14 protein-coding genes are annotated in these 17,911 nt (G+C 69.8%); 9 read left to right on the forward strand and 5 right to left on the reverse strand.

Annotated features, from left to right (window positions below; genetic code table 11):
- Nucleotides 1-145: 145 nt before the first annotated feature.
- The 3 genes from DEJ27_RS01505 to DEJ27_RS01515 all read right to left on the reverse strand — a co-directional run bounded on the left by DEJ27_RS01505 (nucleotide 146) and on the right by DEJ27_RS01515 (nucleotide 3,642).
- On the reverse strand, nucleotides 146-571 hold the full coding sequence (locus DEJ27_RS01505) for a DUF3060 domain-containing protein (RefSeq protein ID WP_110858740.1): 426 nt from the start codon (nucleotides 569-571) through the stop codon (nucleotides 146-148).
- Nucleotides 572-673: 102 nt separating this feature from the next.
- Nucleotides 674-1,735 (reverse strand): Ig-like domain-containing protein, encoded by a 1,062-nt coding sequence (locus tag DEJ27_RS01510; RefSeq protein ID WP_111090162.1) that lies wholly within the window; start codon nucleotides 1,733-1,735, stop codon nucleotides 674-676.
- Nucleotides 1,732-3,642: an Ig-like domain-containing protein gene (locus tag DEJ27_RS01515; protein ID WP_146244626.1), complete on the reverse strand. Its 1,911-nt coding sequence runs from the start codon at nucleotides 3,640-3,642 to the stop codon at nucleotides 1,732-1,734. Before DEJ27_RS01515 ends, DEJ27_RS01510 begins: the two co-directional genes overlap by 4 nt.
- 912 nt (nucleotides 3,643-4,554) lie before the next feature.
- Between DEJ27_RS01515 and dnaK the strand changes: the two genes are divergently transcribed.
- The 5 genes from dnaK (at nucleotide 4,555) to DEJ27_RS01540 (ending at nucleotide 9,969) form a co-directional block, all read left to right on the forward strand.
- A complete protein-coding gene (gene dnaK, locus DEJ27_RS01520; protein ID WP_110858742.1) occupies nucleotides 4,555-6,420 on the forward strand; it encodes a molecular chaperone DnaK in 1,866 nt (621 codons plus the stop codon).
- A 2-nt stretch (nucleotides 6,421-6,422) separates the two neighbouring features.
- Entirely contained in the window at nucleotides 6,423-7,082 is a 660-nt protein-coding gene (locus DEJ27_RS01525; RefSeq protein WP_110858743.1) for a nucleotide exchange factor GrpE, read from the forward strand.
- A 41-nt stretch (nucleotides 7,083-7,123) separates the two neighbouring features.
- Nucleotides 7,124-8,128 (forward strand): DnaJ C-terminal domain-containing protein, encoded by a 1,005-nt coding sequence (locus DEJ27_RS01530; RefSeq protein ID WP_017886377.1) that lies wholly within the window; start codon nucleotides 7,124-7,126, stop codon nucleotides 8,126-8,128.
- Nucleotides 8,129-8,253: 125 nt separating this feature from the next.
- Nucleotides 8,254-8,664, forward strand: a complete 411-nt coding sequence (locus DEJ27_RS01535; protein WP_027464889.1) for a heat shock protein transcriptional repressor HspR — start codon at nucleotides 8,254-8,256, stop codon at nucleotides 8,662-8,664.
- A gap of 159 nt (nucleotides 8,665-8,823) precedes the next feature.
- Complete coding sequence (locus DEJ27_RS01540) at nucleotides 8,824-9,969, forward strand: class I SAM-dependent methyltransferase (RefSeq protein ID WP_110858745.1); 1,146 nt, start codon at nucleotides 8,824-8,826, stop codon at nucleotides 9,967-9,969.
- 55 nt (nucleotides 9,970-10,024) lie between these two features.
- On the opposite strand, the gene DEJ27_RS01545 is transcribed toward DEJ27_RS01540, so the two are convergent.
- Nucleotides 10,025-10,855 (reverse strand): aldo/keto reductase, encoded by an 831-nt coding sequence (locus DEJ27_RS01545; protein ID WP_111090164.1) that lies wholly within the window; start codon nucleotides 10,853-10,855, stop codon nucleotides 10,025-10,027.
- A gap of 73 nt (nucleotides 10,856-10,928) precedes the next feature.
- Complete coding sequence (locus DEJ27_RS01550; protein ID WP_027464885.1) at nucleotides 10,929-11,348, reverse strand: hypothetical protein; 420 nt, start codon at nucleotides 11,346-11,348, stop codon at nucleotides 10,929-10,931.
- 238 nt (nucleotides 11,349-11,586) lie between these two features.
- On the opposite strand from DEJ27_RS01550, the gene DEJ27_RS01555 reads away from it, so the two are divergent.
- From DEJ27_RS01555 to DEJ27_RS01570, 4 genes are all read left to right on the forward strand, one after another.
- Nucleotides 11,587-14,259: a glycoside hydrolase family 2 protein gene (locus DEJ27_RS01555; RefSeq protein ID WP_181430055.1), complete on the forward strand. Its 2,673-nt coding sequence runs from the start codon at nucleotides 11,587-11,589 to the stop codon at nucleotides 14,257-14,259.
- A gap of 111 nt (nucleotides 14,260-14,370) precedes the next feature.
- A complete protein-coding gene (locus DEJ27_RS01560) occupies nucleotides 14,371-15,933 on the forward strand; it encodes a sugar transferase (RefSeq protein WP_111090166.1) in 1,563 nt (520 codons plus the stop codon).
- Nucleotides 15,934-16,086: 153 nt separating this feature from the next.
- Nucleotides 16,087-16,371: a twin-arginine translocase TatA/TatE family subunit gene (tatA, locus tag DEJ27_RS01565; protein ID WP_110858933.1), complete on the forward strand. Its 285-nt coding sequence runs from the start codon at nucleotides 16,087-16,089 to the stop codon at nucleotides 16,369-16,371.
- A 104-nt stretch (nucleotides 16,372-16,475) separates the two neighbouring features.
- Nucleotides 16,476-17,894: an MFS transporter gene (locus tag DEJ27_RS01570; protein WP_111090167.1), complete on the forward strand. Its 1,419-nt coding sequence runs from the start codon at nucleotides 16,476-16,478 to the stop codon at nucleotides 17,892-17,894.
- The last annotated feature ends 17 nt before the right edge of the window (nucleotides 17,895-17,911 follow it).

Consider the following 17,911-nt stretch of genomic DNA (forward strand, 5'->3'; position numbering starts at 1 on the left):
CGGCAGGGGGGAGGCGACGCCGATGCCACTCCGTGCGATGGATCAGTTCGACGGCGATCCTGAGCGAACGACGATGCCCCGGCTGCTCGGGATGAGCAGCCGGGGCATCGTCGTTGTGCGGGGGCGTTGCACGCTCGCGTGCGCGCTACTCCGCAGTGATCTCGTTCTGCGCGCCCTTGTCGTCGACCGTGGGCGTGTTCCCGGCCTTGACCACGTTGCCGTTCGAGCCGGCGCCGATGGTCACCGACCCGACCGACTTCGCGTGGACCGAGTTGATGGCACCCGCGATCGACACGTGCTCAACGGCTCCCGTCACGGTGACGAGTGAATTGGAAGCGGAGATCTCGAGGTTCGTGCAGTCGCCCTTCACGGTGAGCTCGGCGCTGTCGTCGGTGACCTTCGCAGTCCCGTCCTTGCATGCGACGTCCTTCTTGACCGCGGGCCCGGCGGGCGACGTGGCTGACGGGGTGGAGCTGGGCTTCGCGGTGTTCGTCTCTGCCGCCGAGCAGCCCGCGAGGGTGGCGAGGGCGAGTGCTGCGGTGGCGATGGTGATCGGCTTGATGAACTGCATGAGGGGATCCTGACGTCGAAGGCGTTGTGTGGATGGAAGGGTCGAGGCCCAGGTCGCGGTGAGCGAGCCTGGGCCTCGACGAGCGCTCCGGATTCGGAGTGCTCAGCTCACCGTGAAGGAGAACCGCGCGGTCGTGTCCGCCCCAGGCAGGGACTGCAGCACGGTGCCCGAGTAGCTGCCGGGTGCCAGCGTCACGGTCGACGTCAGCGTCCAGGTGCCGTCGTCCTTGACCGATCCCTCGGCCAGGGTGGTGCCGCCGGAGCCCTTGATGACCAGGGGAGCCTTGGGCGTGCCCTTGCCGGAGAACACCGGCGTGCCGTTGGTCAGACTCGCGCCGATCGCCGGGCTCTCCAGCGTCACCGCAGTGAACTCGATGCGGAACTGGAACGGGGCGGTGGTCACCTTGCCGTCAGCGACCTGTCGAACGGTCCCGGAGTAGGAACCGGCTCCGAGAGCGATCGTCGAGGTGACGTCGAAGCGGCCATCGCTGCGCACCTTGCCCGATGCGAGCTGCGTCCCGGAAGCACCGGTGACGGTGATGTCGGCGTTCGGGGTCCCGGTGCCGCTGAAGACCGGGTTCGGGGTGGTGACCACCGCGTCCTGGCCGGGAGCGGTCAGCGAGACGGGGATCATCGGTGCGACGATCGTGAACCGGAAGTCCGCCGAGGTGGTCTTGCCGTTGACGGTCTGCCATGCCTTGCCGGCGTACTCGCCGTTGGCGAGCGCAACCGCCGAGGGGACCGACCAGGTGCCGTCGGCCTTGACCGTCGTGGTGGCGAGGGTCGTGCCGTAGGTGCCCTTGACCTCGATGGTCGCGCCGGCCTGGCCCGTACCGGTGAACACGGGGTTGGTGTCCGTGACCTCAGCGCCGATCGCCGGGGTTTCCAGCGCCACCGGGGCGATGTTCTGCACGACGGTGAACCGGAAGTCCGCCGAGGTGGTCTTGCCGTTGACGGTCTGCCATGCCTTGCCGGCGTACTCGCCGTTGGCGAGCGCAACCGCCGAGGGGACCGACCAGGTGCCGTCGGCCTTGACCGTCGTGGTGGCGAGGGTCGTGCCGTAGGTGCCCTTGACCTCGATGGTCGCGCCGGCCTGGCCCGTACCGGTGAACACGGGGTTGGTGTCCGTGACCTCAGCGCCGACCGCCGGGGTTTCCAGCGTCACCGGGGCGATGTTCTGGCCGACGGTGAACTTGAAGTCGCCGTGGTGGTCGTGCCGGTGACGGTCTGGGATGCCGTTCCGGCGTAGCTGCCGATCGCGAGCGCAACCGCCGAGGGGACCGACCAGGTGCCGTCCGCCTTGACCGTGGTCGAGGCGAGGACGGTGCCGTAGGTGCCCCGCACGACGACGGTTGCTCCGACGGTGCCGCGGCCTTCGAACACCGGGTTCGGCGTTGAGACGTCCGAGTCGATCGCGGGAGCGGTCAACGTGACCGGGACCATCGCCTTGACGACGAAGTTGATCGGTGCGCTCGTGCTCTCACCCTTGAGCGGTGTCTGGACCGCGGTGAGCATGTAGCTGCCGTCGACGAGGTCGAAACCGGCCGGGACGCTCCACTTGCCGTCCTTGACGGTGGTGGTCGCGACGACCCTGCCGGTCGCGCCCTTGATCTCGATCGTGGCGCCTTCGTCACCCGTGCCGGAGAACACCGGACGCTTGTCGGTCACGTTCGACCCGTTCGCCGGAGTCTCCACGACAATCGGAGCGACCGGGTTCGCGGCCTCACCGATCGTGGTCTTCGTGGTGGAGGTGGTGTCGAAGGAGCCTTCGACAGCGGTCCCGACGAGCTTGGTCGTCATCGCCGAGGTCGCCTCGGGCGCGTCAGCCGGGGTCTCGATGTCGATGCCCCAGCGCAGCAGGGACGCGTCCGGCAGCGTCCACGTGGACGTGGTCGGCTTGAACGTGTAGGTGTAGGTCTTGCCGTCCATGGACAGGTCACCGTTGGTGAGGGTCAGGGAACGGTTCGTCCAGCCCTCGCCGGGCTTCTGGTAGCTGCCCTGGATGGTGTCCTGGCCCTCGGCGAAGACGGTGCCCTCGGGAGCGGTGAAGGTGACCTTCGCATCCGGTCGGGACACATCGCCCTGGGTCTGGAACTGCGCCTGGACCTTCGTGGTGGCGTCGCGCTCGAGCGTGACGGCGGGGCCGTCCTGCCCGACGATCGCGGACGCGTTGATCGTGACCTCGAGGATCTTGTCGTCGATGTCCTTGTTGTCGATCATCTGCACGACGCGGAGGGAGTTGTCGCCGTCCTTCAGGCCCGTGACGGTCATGGTCCAGGACCCGTCGGCGGCGACCCGGACCGGGACGCCGGTGCCGGGGATGTAGACGAACGCGCCGGGCGTTGCGGTGCCGGAGATGACCGCGGACTTGCCGGCCTGGTTCACCGAGTCCACCTTCGCCGTCAACGGCTGCTCCGTGACCTCGATGTGGGTCGAGGTCGCTGCGGCCGCGCGGAACGTGCCGACCGAGCTGGTGCCGTTGAAGACGAAGCCCATCTTGTCGGTTCCACCACGCGTGGCTTCGGGGACGTTGACCTTCATCATGAAGCGGTACTGCTGACCCGCGGGACGGGTTCCTGCCCAGTCGGCATCGAACGTGATCGTCTTCCCGGCGTCCGAGAGACGACCATCGGTCAGCGGGATCGTCGTCGAAGCGGACCATTCCTCGGCCCCGACGGCGCGGTACGCGCCCTGGACCGTGGACTGCGCATCGAACGTAGCGCCCTCCGGCGCGGTGAGCGTGACCGTGCCGTCGACGTTTTCACGTGCCTCGTTGTTCTGCACCACCATCGGCACGTCCGTGGTCGTACCGCGGGCGAGCTCGATCGGGCCCTGGTCGACGCCGACGAGCGTGCCGCCCTCGACCAGGTTGACCGTGACGTCCTTGCGGTCGTGCTCGACGTTGTTGATCTTCTGGATCGCGGTCAGCGTGTTCGTCCCGTTCGCGAGCCCCGAGACGGTCATCGACCAGGTCCCGTCGCTCGCGACCGTGACGCTCTGGCTGCCGATCGTCACCGTCGCACCCGGTGTCGCCGTGCCGGAGAGGACCGCCGACTTGGCGGAGTAGTCCACGGACGTGACTGTTGCAGACAGCGCTGCGGTTGCATCCGCGAGGTCGCCACGCAGGACGGCGTCGGCGTAGTGCTCTGCTGTGAGGTGGGTGATCGACATAAAGCCGCTATCACCCGGGTCGGAGGCCCCGATCGTGTAAGTGGACCCGACCGGACGGAGTCCCGGGCCAGAAACGAACTGATTGTAGACGTTGGTCCACTCCCAGTCCTGGTTCGCAGCTCCAGTGCAGGCACGTCCGAGAACGACGCTGCCGACCGACAAACTTGACGGCTGCAAGCACAAGTCCGCGGCAGATCCAGTACCTCGGATCGGGCCACGATTTCCAGCTGCAGGGAAGGTATATGTACCCGCGGATGACTGTGCGGTTGCCTTCGATTGGCTCCACACCCTGCCAGGAGCAGCGTTCAAGGTCGGAGCCGCGACGCCCACGAATGCCCTGGGGTCTGTCGACCCCGTCCGATTCAGCTGAACGAACTTGCCGATGAGTCGATCACTCGCCTGTGTTTCTGCACTGGACGGTTCGGGAGCGGCAGTGGCGGAAGCGGCAGGGGCGCCGAACGACAAACCAGAGACGATGGTGGCTGCGGCCAGCCCGGCCGCGCCCATGGACTTGAGAGCTGTCGAAGCCCTCTTCTTGTGAGACATGTGCATCTTTCGAGACGGGCCGCAGGATGCGGCCGTGCGGGAAGGGACACGCCACAGTTCGCCGAAGCGAATGCAGCATGTAGATACAGAATATCACTTGATATGCCAGTCGTTGACCCCTCGCTTGCGCTGTGAGTTGAGTGTGATCACCGCAACTTTGTCTGCCCGACGTTGACGCGCCTCCTGACCGGTGTAGAGTTGAGCCATGCGGACGCAAGTTCGCAACAGACTTCGCACCACCAGCACTGACAGAAGGAGTACCCACACATGGGACGTGCAGTAGGCATCGACCTCGGAACCACCAACTCGGTCGTCAGCGTGCTCGAGGGCGGTGAGCCCACCGTCATCGCCAACGCCGAGGGCATGCGCACCACGCCGTCGATCGTGGCGTTCACGAAGGACGGCGAGGTGCTGGTCGGCGAGACCGCCAAGCGCCAGGCCGTGACGAACGTCGACCGCACCATCGCGTCGGTCAAGCGTCACGTCGGCACCGACTGGACCACCGAGATCGACGGCAAGAAGTACACGCCGCAGGAGATCTCGGCTCGCACCCTCGGCAAGCTCAAGCGCGACGCCGAGCAGTACCTCGGTGAGGACGTCACCGACGCGGTCATCACCGTGCCGGCGTACTTCAACGACGCCGAGCGCCAGGCCACGAAGGACGCCGGTGAGATCGCCGGCCTCAACGTCCTCCGCATCATCAACGAGCCGACTGCGGCCGCTCTGGCCTACGGCCTCGACAAGGGCAAGGAAGACGAGCTCATCCTGGTCTTCGACCTCGGTGGCGGCACGTTCGACGTCTCCCTGCTCGAGGTGGGCAAGGACGACGACTTCTCGACGATCCAGGTCCGCGCGACCTCCGGTGACAACCGCCTCGGTGGCGACGACTGGGACCAGCGCATCGTCGACTACCTGGTCAAGAAGTTCAAGGACGAGCACGGCGTCGACCTGTCCACGGACAAGATCGCCAAGCAGCGCCTGAAGGAAGCGGCTGAGCAGGCCAAGAAGGAACTGTCGTCGCAGATGTCGGCGAACATTCAGCTCCCGTACCTGACGCTCACCGCCGAGGGCCCGCTGAACCTGGACGAGACCATCTCGCGCGCGCAGTTCGAGCAGATGACCTCCGACCTGCTCGACCGCACCAAGAAGCCGTTCAACGACGTCATCAAGGAAGCCGGTGTCTCGGTCAACGACATCGCCCACGTGGTCCTCGTCGGTGGCTCGACCCGCATGCCCGCCGTGGCCGAGGTCGTCAAGTCGCTGACCGGTGGCAAGTCCCCGAACCAGGGCGTGAACCCGGACGAGGTCGTCGCCGTCGGCGCCGCACTGCAGGCCGGCGTGCTGAAGGGCGAGCGCAAGGACGTCCTGCTCATCGACGTCACGCCGCTGTCGCTCGGCATCGAGACCAAGGGCGGCCTGATGACGAAGCTCATCGACCGCAACACCGCGATCCCGACCAAGCGGAGCGAGACCTTCACGACCGCTGACGACAACCAGCCGTCGGTCGCGATCCAGGTCTTCCAGGGCGAGCGCGAGTTCACCCGCGACAACAAGCCGCTCGGCACCTTCGAGCTCACCGGCATCGCGCCGGCTCCCCGTGGCGTACCGCAGGTCGAGGTCACGTTCGACATCGACGCCAACGGCATCGTGCACGTGTCCGCCAAGGACAAGGGCACCGGCAAGGAGCAGTCGATGGTCATCTCCGGCGGCTCGTCGCTGCCGAAGGAGGACATCGAGCGCATGGTCCGCGAGGCCGAGGAGCACGCCGCCGAGGACAAGGCTCGTCGCGAGGCCAACGAGCGTCGCAACCAGGCCGAGCAGCTCGTCTACTCGATCGAGAAGCTCATCAAGGAGAACGACGAGAAGCTCCCCGCGGACGTCAAGTCCGAGGTGCAGGCCGACGTCGACGCGCTCAAGTCCGCTCTCGCGGGCGAGGACGACGACGCCGTGAAGACCGCCTTCGACAAGCTCAACGAGTCGCAGGGCAAGCTCGGCCAGGCCATCTACAGCCAGCAGGACGCAGCAGCCGGCACCGCCGGTGGGGAGCAGCCCGCGGGTGAGCAGCCGGCCGACGACGAGGACATCGTCGACGCCGAGGTCGTGGACGACGAGGACGACAAGGACAAGAAGTAACGATGACGGATCCCAAGGACAACGCGCCCCACGAGGACGAGCCCCAGGTCGAGGGCGACGCCACGAACGCTGCCGAGCCCGAGGACCTCATCGAGGCGGAGGGGCCCGACGTCGAAGTACCGACGGACGGCCCCGCCGCCGGGGGCCCGGCGGCCGACGCAGCGAACGACCTCTCCCCGGAGGACGAAGCACTGCTCGCCGACGCAGCCCGCGGCATCGCCGAGGACAAGCTGAGCACCGAGGACCGCGACCTCGTCGCCGAGATGCGTGCGGACATGCTCCGTGCGCAGGCCGAGCTGGTGAACTTCCGGAAGCGCGTCGAGCGTGACCGTGAGGCCAACCGCGAGGTCGCCATCGCCGAAGTGGTGCGGGCACTGCTGCCGGCGCTCGACGACCTCACCCGGGCCGAGGCCCACGGTGACCTCGCCGAGGGCCCGATGCAGGTCATCGGCCAGAAGATCCGCGCGGGCTTCGAGAAGTTCAAGCTCGTGCAGATCGGCGAGAAGGGCGAGGCGTTCGACCCGAACATCCACGAGGCGATCGTCCAGCTCCCCACCCCGGGTGCCACCGGACAGACCGTCGCGGACGTCGTCGAGCCGGGCTACAAGCTCGGTGAGCGGGTCCTCCGCGCGGCCAAGGTCGCGGTGGCCGTCCCGGCCTGAGCCGGGTCCCCACGGTGACGACAGAAGAAGGCAGGTGATCCATGGCCAGTCAGGATTGGTTCGACAAGGACTTCTACAAGGTCCTCGGCGTGTCCAAGGACGCCTCCGACGCCGAGCTGAAGAAGACGTACCGGAAGCTCGCGCGGCAGTTCCACCCGGACTCCAACCCGGGTGACGCCGCCGCCGAGAACCGCTTCAAGGAGATCAGCGAGGCGTACTCGGTGCTCTCCGACAAGGAGCAGCGCCAGGAGTACGACCAGGTCCGCGCGATGGGATCCGGCGCCCGCTTCACGGCGGGCGGCGGAGGCCAGGGCGGGTTCGAGGACGTCTTCGGCGGGATGTTCGGGCAGCAGGGCGGTGGCGGACAGCGCGTCCGCTTCGGCCAGGGCGGCCCGGGCGGTGCCGGCGGTTTCGAGGACATCCTCGGCGGGATGTTCGGCGGGGGTGGTGGCTTCGGTCAGACCTCCGGCGGCTACCGCGGCTTCGGTGGGCCGACGAAGGGCCGCGACGTCACGGCGTCGACGACCCTCGACTTCACCACGGCGATCGCCGGTGACACTGTCAAGCTGTCGCAGGGCAACGGTCGACCGGTGAACGTCCGCATCCCCGCGGGTGTCGCCGACGGTCAGAAGATCCGTCTGCGCGGCCGCGGCGAGCCATCGCCCGACGGTGGTGAGGCCGGTGACCTCGTGGTCGCCGTGTCGGTGCGGAAGCACCCGGTGTTCGAGCGCGACGGGCTCAACCTGCGCGTGGACGTCCCCGTGACGTTCACCGAGGCAGCGCTCGGCGCGACGATCGAGGTCCCGACGCTCGGCGGTTCGCCCGTGAAGCTCAAGGTCGCCCCCGGCACGCCGTCGGGTCGCGTCCTGCGCGTCAAGGGCCGTGGCGTCACGACGAAGAACGGCACGGGCGACCTGCTCGCGACCGTCCAGGTCGCGGTGCCGTCGCACCTGTCGGACAAGCAGCGCGAGGCCGTCGAGGCACTCGCGGCTGCGCTGCCCGACGAGAACCCCCGCGAGGACCTCCTCGCCAAGGCGCGCGACTAGCGCGTGCAGCCACAGCAGTAGACCAGGCCTGGAGGCTCGGCGCGGCTCCGTCAGGAAGCCGCCCCGAGCCTCCAGGCTGGTTTCCACACCACGCGGACGACGGAAAGGAACGCGCCATGACCGACATGGACGAGAACTCGCCCGTCTTCGCGATCGCGGTCGCTGCGGAGCTCGCCGAGATGCACCCGCAGACGCTCCGGCAGTACGACCGGCTCGGCCTGGTCGTGCCGGGACGCACCCGGGGCGGGTCGCGGCGCTACTCGATGCGCGACGTGGTGCAGCTTCGCGAGATCGCGCGCCTCGGCTCCGAGGGGGTGTCGCTGGAGGGCATCCGGCGGGTGCTCGACCTGGAGAACGAGAACAAGGCGCTGCGTGACCGGGTGCGGGAGCTCGAGTCGGCGCTGGCCGACCAGCTCATCAACCGGCCCGGTGCACGGGTCTTCGCCGCCACCGCGAGTGGTGCGGCGATCTCGCTCAAGGCGGGGTCGCGACCGCAGCGGAACACGCAGATCGTGCTCTACCGCGGGCCGCGCTGAGTGTCGGAGAGCGGCGAGCGCCCCCGGTGACCATCTGGTCACCGGGGGCGTTCTGCGAGCCGGGGCTCAGTTGATGGTGAAGCGGACGGGGGCTTCGGTCGTGGCGTTGTCGGGTGCGATCCTCACCGCGACACGTCAGCCGCCGGGTACGCTGACGCGGTGCCAGACTTCGCCGACCTCTTCCGCCGACGCGACGACGACGCGCCCGACCTCATCGCGATCGACGGCACCGACCGCTTCCTGCTCGACGAAGCACCGCACGTGCACGGCGACGCACTCCGGCAGCCCGGCGAGGTCGCGGTCGTCGACGACCGGTACGGGGTGCTGACGCTCGGCCTCATCACGCAGTACGGGGCGAGCGACATCCGCGTCGTGCAGGACTCTCTGGTGGGGGAGCGGGCGCTCGAGGCCAACGCTGGCACGTTCGGACTGCGCGGCTTCCACCACCCCGACTCGCTCGAGGACGCCTTCCGCGACGTGCGGCTCGTGGTGCTGCGGCTGTCGAAGTCGCACGATCGGCTCGACGAGATCGCCCGCGCGGTCGCCCGGTTCGCGGCACCCGACGTGGTGCTGCTCTGCGGCGGCAACGTGAAGTACATGCACGTGACGCAGAACGACGTGCTCCGGCGCTCGTTCGGCGAGGTCACGGCTTCCAGGGGGCGCGGCAAGTCCCGGTTGCTCATCGCGCAGGACCCCCTGCGAGCGCAGGCCGACCGCGCCGCCACGACGAACCCCTGGCCCCGGTCGGTGCACGTCGACGACCTCGGCATGACCCTGGTCGCGCACGGCGGCGTGTTCGCCGGGGCGTCGCTCGACCAGGGCACGCGGGTGCTGCTGGACGCGATGGACCAGGCGGTCCCGACCGCTCGTACCGTCGTCGACCTGGGGTGCGGCAACGGCGTGATCGCCGCTGCGGTGGCTCGCCGACGTCCCGCGGTCCGGGTGATCGCCACCGACGTGTCCCGGATCGCGGTCGAGTCGACGCGCGCGACGGCGGAGGCCAACGGCGTGGCCGACCGGGTGACGGTGCTGCGGACCGACGCGGGCGACGAGCTCGCCGAGGGGTCTGCGCAGCTCGTGCTCTGCAACCCGCCCTTCCACGCGGACACCACGGTGACCACGGACACGGCCGAGGCGATGTTCCGGAACGCGGCCACGATCCTCCAGGCCGGCGGTGAACTGTGGTGCGTCTGGAACACGCACCTGCGCTACCGGCCGGTGCTCTCGCGCCTGGTCGGGCCGACCCGTGAGGTCGTCCGGACCCCGAAGTTCACGGTGACGGCCTCGGTCGCGACCAACCGCTGACGGCGAGAGCCGCCCGGGCTGACCCGGACGGCTCTCGCGACGGTGCTGGGACCGATCAGGCCGGCACGTAGTCGAACGTGTCGGGGTCGGGGCCCGTGCGGTGACCCTTGTCGAGGGCGGTGATGTCCGTCATGTCCTCGTCCGAGAGCTCGAAGTCGAAGATCGCGAAGTTCTCCTCGACGCGGGCACGCGTGACGGACTTCGGGAACACGATGTCGCCGCGCTGGATGTGCCAGCGGAGGACCACCTGGGCCGGGGACTTGCCGACCGACGCGGCGACGCGGGTGATGGTCTCGTCGTCGAGGACGAGGCCCTGTGCGATGGGGGACCACGCCTCGGTCGCGATGCCGAGCTCGCGGTTCACGGCGCGGAGGTCGTCCTGCACGAGGTACGGGTGCACCTCGATCTGGTTGACCGACGGCGGGACGTCGGTCTCGGCGCGCAGGCGGTGCAGGTGGTGCGCCTGGAAGTTCGAGACGCCGATCGAGCGGGCGGTGCCGGCGTGGTACAGCTCCTCGAGGGCCTTCCACGTCGGGACGAAGTCCGAGACGGTGGGCAGCGGCCAGTGGATGAGGAACAGGTCGGTGTAGCCGCCGAGCAGGTCGGCCGACTTCTTGCCGTTCTCCAGCGCCGCGGCCGGATCGTGGAACCCGTTGTTGAGCTTCGAGGTGACGAAGACCTCGGAACGGTCGATGCCGGACTCGGCGATCGCCTCGCCGACCTCCTTCTCGTTGCCGTACATCTCGGCGGTGTCGATGTGGCGGTAGCCGACCTCGAGCGCGGCCAGTGTGGCGGCCTTCGTCTCGGAGGGGTCGATCTGGAAGACACCGAAGCCGAGCTGCGGGATGGTCTTGCCGTCGTTCAGGGTGATGTTCGGAACGGTCATGGTGCCATGCAACCAAACGCCCCTCAGCGCCCATCCCGGCAACGCCCAGGAACGGCGACACCGGGCGCGCCGTTCACGCGAGCGCAGCCGTGATGTACGCCTGCAGGGCCTGCCCGTAGGCGATGGCCGGCACCTCGGACGCGAAGCTGCGGTCGGCCCCGCCGATCGTCGCCGTCACGGTGAAGACCACGCGACCGCCGACCTGCACCCGGGTCAGTCCGATGAACGAGGGCCCGAGGAGTTCGCGGAGCTGGTCCTCGCGGGGCAGCCAGAGCGACTCGGTGGCGGTGACCGAGTCGAGCGCCCACTCGGTGGTGCCGTTGAAGCCGAGGATCGTGCCGGTGGGGGAGTCGTGCCGCTCGACGGTCATCTCGGACACCGTGTAGACGTCGTCGTCGATGCCGGGCTTGTCGATCACGAACCGGTCCCCGGTCTCGGGGTGCCAGCGGAGGCCGGCGTCACGGAGGGACCTGGCGAGTTCGACGGTGATCACGTTCCCACCTTGCCCGCGCGACCCGCCCCTGTCACCACCTAGGTTGCCGAAAGCATCCCGTACTAGCATCGCCGAGCACCCCTCGCGCGAGCGCAACCCGTTCGTGCGCGCGACGTGACGACGCCCGGGCAACCGGTGCCGAGCCTCCAGGCCGTGGGAACCGGCCATGGGTCGGACCGCCGGTCGGCGTCCCCGACCGAGGCTGACGGACACCCTGCCGCCGAAGAGAAGGACCCGCATGACCCTCGAACGCGAGGAACTCCGCGACGACTGGACAGTGACCCTGGCCGGGGGAACCGGCGCGCCGGACGGTGTCGCGGGCCGTGCCATCCCGGCGACGGTGCCGGGCCAGGTGCACACCGACCTGGAGCGGGAGGGCCTGCTGCCGGACCCGACGTTCCACCTGAACGAGCAGCCCGCCAAGTGGGTCGGACGTGCCGACTGGGCCTACCGCCGCACGGTCGACGTCGACCCGCGGGGCCACGAGCGCGTCGACCTGGTCTGCGACGGCCTGGACACGGTCGCGGAGCTCAGCCTGGACGGCGTCGTCGTGGGCACGACCCGCAACATGCACCGTCGCTACCGGTTCGACGCCCGGGTGCAGACGGGGTCCGGCGGTACCACGAAGGACCTCGAGATCCTGTTCGAGTCGCCCTACCGCGAGGCCGGCCGGGTCGCCGCGAAGGCGGGCAGCATGCCCGGTCCGTACGACGAGCCGTTCCCGTACATCCGCAAGATGGCGTCGAACTTCGGCTGGGACTGGGGCCTGACGGCGGTCACGAGCGGCCCCTGGCGGCCGGTCGCGATCGAGCGTTGGTCGACCGCTCGCCTGCGCGAGGTCCGCCCGCTCGTCGACGTCGAGGCCGGCGAGGGCGTGCTCGATGCGCACATCACCGTCGAGCGCTCGGGCATGAACGACCTGGACCAGGACGGCGAGGACGACGACCTCGTGCTCGTCGTCACCGTCAGCGGCGAGACCGAGGACGGCGGCACCACACGCCAGCGATCCCGCGCGCAGCTGACCCCGAAGGACGACGAGACGGTCGTCACCGTGCGCGTCCCCGAGGCGCGGCGCTGGTGGCCGCACGGCTACGGTGCGCAGCCGCAGTACGACGTCGTGGTCGAGCTGCAGACCGTCGACGGCGAGGTGCTCGACCGCGACACGTTCCGCACCGGGTTCCGGTCGACCCGCATCGAGACCCAGGTCGACGGCATCGGCCGCCCCTTCGCCGTGCACGTCAACGGCACGCTCATCGACGTCCGGGGCGTCAACTGGATCCCCGACGACGTCATCGTCTCGCGCGTCGACCGTGCCCGACTCGAGTCCCGGTTGGGTACCGCGGCCTCGCTCGGGACGAACCTCGTGCGCGTCTGGGGCGGCGGAGTGTACGAATCGCGCGACTTCTACGAGGTCTGCGACGAACTCGGTCTGCTGGTCTGGCAGGACTTCCCGTTCGCGTGCTCGGCCTACCCCGAGGTCGAGCCGATCCGCAGCGAGGTCATCGCCGAGGCGCGGGACAACGTCGCCCGGCTCGCCCGTCACCCCTCGCTGGTGGTCTGGAACGGCAACAACGAGAACATCTGGCTGCACGACGCCGACGGCTGGGGTGCGGAGCTGGGCGATCGGGGCTGGGGACTCGACTACTACCTCGACCTGCTGCCGACCATCGTCGACGCCGTCGACCCGTCGCGCTTCTACACGGTCGCGTCGCCGTGGTCCGGCTCCGAGTCGCTGCCCGCGAACGAGGTCGACCACGAGACGCACCATTCGTGGGACGTCTGGAACCGGCTGCCCGACACCGCCTACCGCGAGTCGGTGCCGCGGTTCGTGTCCGAGTTCGGCTGGCAGGCGCCGCCCGCCTGGCGCACGCTGCGCGAGGCGGTCACGGACTCGCCGCTCCGGGTGGACTCGCCCGGTGTGGTCCACCACCAGAAGGCGGCCGACGGGATGGCCAAGCTGGCCCGCGGGCTGGAGCCGCGCTTCGGCGCGGTCGACCCGGCCGCGTTCGACGCGTGGCACTACCTGACGCAGCTGCAGCAGGCGCGGGCGATCGCGACCGGCATCGAGCACTGGCGCACGCACTGGCCGCGCAACACCGGCGTCGTGGTGTGGCAGCTGAACGACCTGTGGCCGGTGTCGTCGTGGTCGGCGATCGACTCGGCGGGGCGGCTGAAGCCGCTGGCGCACGAGCTGCGCCGCCTGTACGACGACGTGCTGCTGACGATCCGTCCGGTGTCGTCGGTGTCGGTGACGCCGGGTGCGGGTGCGGGTGCGGGTGCGGAGCGGACTGGAGGCCCGGATCACCCGGGTGGGTCGGCTGCGGTCGGTGAGACGGCCGACCTGGGCGAGCTCGCGGACACGCTCTCGCTGGGTGTCTCGCCCGGCGCGTTCGGGTCCTCACCGGTCGAGGTGGCCGTCCGGTCGACCCGCACCGGTCACGACAGCGTGGTGCGGGTGCGCCGGATCACCACGGCCGGCACGATCCTGGCCGAGGTGTCACTGCCGGTCCGGTTGTCCGGTGCCGGCGTCGCGGTGGTGTCGCTGCCCGAGTCGGTCGGTGTCGTTGACGACCCGGCGAACGAGCTCATCGTCGCGGACATGGACTGGCGCCGCGCCGTCTGGACCCCCGGCCCCGACGCTGCAATCCGCTGGGAGCCCGCCCGCTACCGGACCTCGTTCGCGGTGGTCGACGGTGGTCTGGACCTGACGGTCGAGGCCGACTCGCTCGTGCGCGACCTGCTGGTGCAGCCGGACCGGGTCGCGGACGGCGGCACGGTCGATCGTGGGTTCATGACGCTGCTGCCCGGGGAACGGGTGGTGTTCCGGCTCGGCGGTGTGACCGAAGCGGACGTGCCGGCGCTGCGAACGGAGCCGGTCCTCTGGAGTCTGGACCGCGCGCTCGCTCGTTGATATGCAGTACGGCACGCTGATATATTCTTTCTCGCGCCGCTCGTTGTCGTGACCTGAGCGACTCCGGCGTCCGATCGACCTCCTCGTCGACCGGTCGACAGGAGGTCTCACATGTCGCTCGCCATGCGCCCACCCACCGGGGCGGTGCCGACCGTGCTGGACCCGACCGTGCTGCACTCGACCGTGCTGCACCGGAGCGTCCCTGTGTCTTCCCCTGCCGGGGCTGCCGGGGCCACCGCGTCGCACCGGACGGTCGCTCCGGCGGGGGCGCGCCGAGGGTTCGTCCCCGCGGTGGCGCTGCTCGACCTCGTGCTGCTGCTCGCCGCGTTCGTCATCGCCCACGTCGCGCGGTTCCCCTGGGAGCTCGCGTCCGTCCGGCCGCGGTCCGGCTGGTTCGAGTTCGTCGTGGCCCCCGCCATCGTCGTGGTGTGGATGCTCCTGCTCTCGGTGTTCCGCACCCGTGACCCCCGGATCGCCGGCATCGGCGGCGACGAGTACCGCCGCCTGGTCACCGCGAGCCTCGTCGCGGTCGCCGGTGTCGCGGTCGTGGCGTACGCAGCGCAGCTCGACCTGGCTCGCGGGTACGTCGCGATCGCGTTCCCGTTGGGGCTCGTGTTCCTGGCGCTCGGCCGCAAGGGGGTCCGGACGGTGCTCGCCCGGAGCCGTGCCAGGGGTGAGCACCTGCAGGACGTCCTGATCGTCGGCGACGCCGAGGACGTCCGGTACGTGGGCGCGCGGATCGCCGCCGCACCGAGCGCCGGCTACCGAGTGCGTGCCGTCGTGACGGACTGTGCTCCGGTCGGGGCCGAGGTCGACCTGGGGGTGGCCACGGCTCCTGTCGTCGGCGGCATCGAGGACGTGCTCGCGCACGCCCGGGCCGAGGGTGTGTCGGCCGTCGTCGTCGCGGGTGCGGTGCGCGGTGGGCACGCGCGCCTGCGGCGACTCGGGTGGCAGCTCGAGGAGCACGGCGTCGAGCTCGTGGTGTCCTCTCCCCTGGCCGACATCGCCGCCGGGCGGGTGCACGAGCGCCCCGTGGACGGGTTGCCGCTCATGCACGTCGAGACGCCCGACTACCGCCGACGCGCGGGCAAGCGGGCACTCGACGTCGTCGGCGCCGCGCTCGGCCTGACGCTGCTCTCCCCCGTCCTCGCCGTGGTCGCGCTGGCGATCCGCGCCGACGACGGCGGGCCGGTCTTCTTCCGGCAGGTCCGCGTCGGTCGCGGTGGCGCGGAGTTCCCGATCCTGAAGTTCCGGACCATGTGCGTCGACGCCGAGGCGCGCATGGCTGCCCTGCAGTCCGAGAACGAGGGCGCCGGTCCGCTGTTCAAGATGAAGGACGACCCGCGGGTGACCCGGGTCGGTGCGTTCCTGCGACGGACCTCACTCGACGAACTGCCGCAGCTGTGGAACGTGTTCACCGGTTCGATGAGCCTGGTCGGCCCACGGCCTGCCCTGCCACGCGAGGTCGCGCTGTACGAGGACTTCGCGGACCGCCGACTCCTCGTGACCCCGGGGATCACCGGCCTGTGGCAGGTCAGCGGCCGATCGGACCTCGACTGGGCCGAAGGGGTCCGGCTCGACCTGCACTACGTCGAGAACTGGTCGTTCCTGCACGACCTCGTGATCCTCGCCCGCACCGTCCCGTCGGTGCTGCGGTCCCGCGGCGCGTACTGAGAGCGCTGCGCTTCCCTGTACGAACGGTGTCCGTTCCGGTGCCCGGCCTGGGCATCCAGGGGTGGGGGAGTTACGATGGACGCACACGGACTTCCGCCGCGTGGGTCGACGACGATCACCGGACGGCGACCAGTTCCACAACAAGGAGTCATGATGCTCGGAAACCTCGGCGGCATTCACCTGCTGATCATCCTCGGGATCGTCATCCTGCTGTTCGGCGCGACCAAGCTCCCGGCGCTCGCCAAGGGCCTCGGCCAGTCGATCAACATCTTCAAGAAGGAGATGTCCGACGACGAGAAGAAGGCCCAGGCCAACGGCACGGCGCCGGACGGCACGGTGCACAACAGCACCGTCCAGAACGCTCCCGCCGAGCCGACCGCCGGTCCGGTCCTGAACCCGGGGCCGAGCGCGCAGCCGAACACCGACTCCCGGCGTTAGGACACCCAGCCCCGTCCTGTCGGCAGCCCCCGCGACCACATCGGTCGCGGGGGCTTCGTCGTGCGGGATCGACCGCGGGGTACCCCGTGCCGCAGGATGAGCACATGACCGCTCCCGTTCCCGTCCCGGCCCCCGTGCCGCACGGAGTCGCGCCGCTCCGGGACGACCGGCGGATCGTGCTGGTGGTGGCGATCCTGGCGTCGTTCGTCGTCGGGCTCGACTCGAGCGTCGTGAACGTCGCGCTCCCCGCGATCCGGCAGGAGCTCGGCGGCGGACTCGTCGTGCAGCAGTGGGTCGTCGACGCCTACCTGGTCACCCTCGGCTCGCTCATCCTGGTCGCCGGCAGCCTGTCCGACCTGTTCGGCCGGGTCCGGATCATCACGTGGGGGCTCGTGGTCTTCGGGATCGCGTCCGTGGCGTGCGCCATCGCCCCGACCGGCGAGGTGCTCATCGTCGCGCGGGCGCTGCAGGGCGTCGGCGGGGCACTCGTCATGCCGAGTGCACTCGCCCTCATCGTCGCGGCGTTCCGCGGGGCGGCGCAGGCGAAGGCGATCGGCACGTGGACGGCGTGGTCGAGCGCGGCCACGATCCTCGGTCCCGTGGTCGGCGGGTTGGTGGTCGACGGCATCGGGTGGCGGTGGGTCTTCGTGCTCACCGCGGTGCCGATCGCCGTCACGATCCCGCTGGTCCTGCGCATCACCGGCGACGTGCACCCTGCGGTGCGCCCACGCATCGACGTCGTCGGGGCCGTGCTCGCGGTGGTCGGGGTCGGCGGGGTCGTGCTCGGACTCATCGAGCAGGAGCGGTTGGGGTGGGGTGCACCCGTGGTGGTGGGTGCCCTCGTGCTCGGTGCCGCCGCACTCGTGGCCTTCGTGCCGTGGGAACTGCGGGTGACCCGGACGACGGGGTCGCCGCTCGTGCCGCTCGAGCTGTTCCGGGCGCGGAACTTCACGGTCGGCAACCTCGCGACACTGTCCATCTACGGCGCGCTCGGCATGGTGTTCTTCGTCGTCACGCTGTTCCTGCAGGAGGTCTGGCGGTTCCCGGCCTGGCTCGCCGGCCTCGCGACGCTGCCGCCGACGATCATGCTGCTCGCGCTGTCCACCGCCGTGGGGTCCGCGGCGGGTCGGTTCGGCCCGCGGTGGTTCATGGCTGCCGGGCCGGCAGTGGGGGCGGTCGGGGCGCTCCTGCTGCTGCTCGCCGGCGACGACCCGACCGGCTACTGGTGGTCGGTGTTCCCCGGGCTGGTGCTGATCGGCGTGGGCATCGCCCTGATGGTCACACCCCTGACGAGCGCGGTGCTCGGGTCGGTGCCGCAGTCCGAGGCAGGGTCCGGTTCGGCCGTGAACAACGCGGTCGCGCGGATCGCCGGACTCGTCACGGTGGCACTGGCCGGCGTGGTGCTCGGCGGCGAGGTGAGCGTCGACGGGCTGCACCGGGCCATGGTGGTGATGGCGCTCCTGCTGCTGGCCGGTGCCGTCGTCTGCGCGGTGGGGATCCGGAATACGTCCGAGCGCAAGTAAGTTGAGTGGAATAGACT

The sequence above is a fragment of the Curtobacterium sp. MCPF17_018 genome, from assembly GCF_003234135.1.
Taxonomy (GTDB): domain Bacteria; phylum Actinomycetota; class Actinomycetes; order Actinomycetales; family Microbacteriaceae; genus Curtobacterium; species Curtobacterium flaccumfaciens.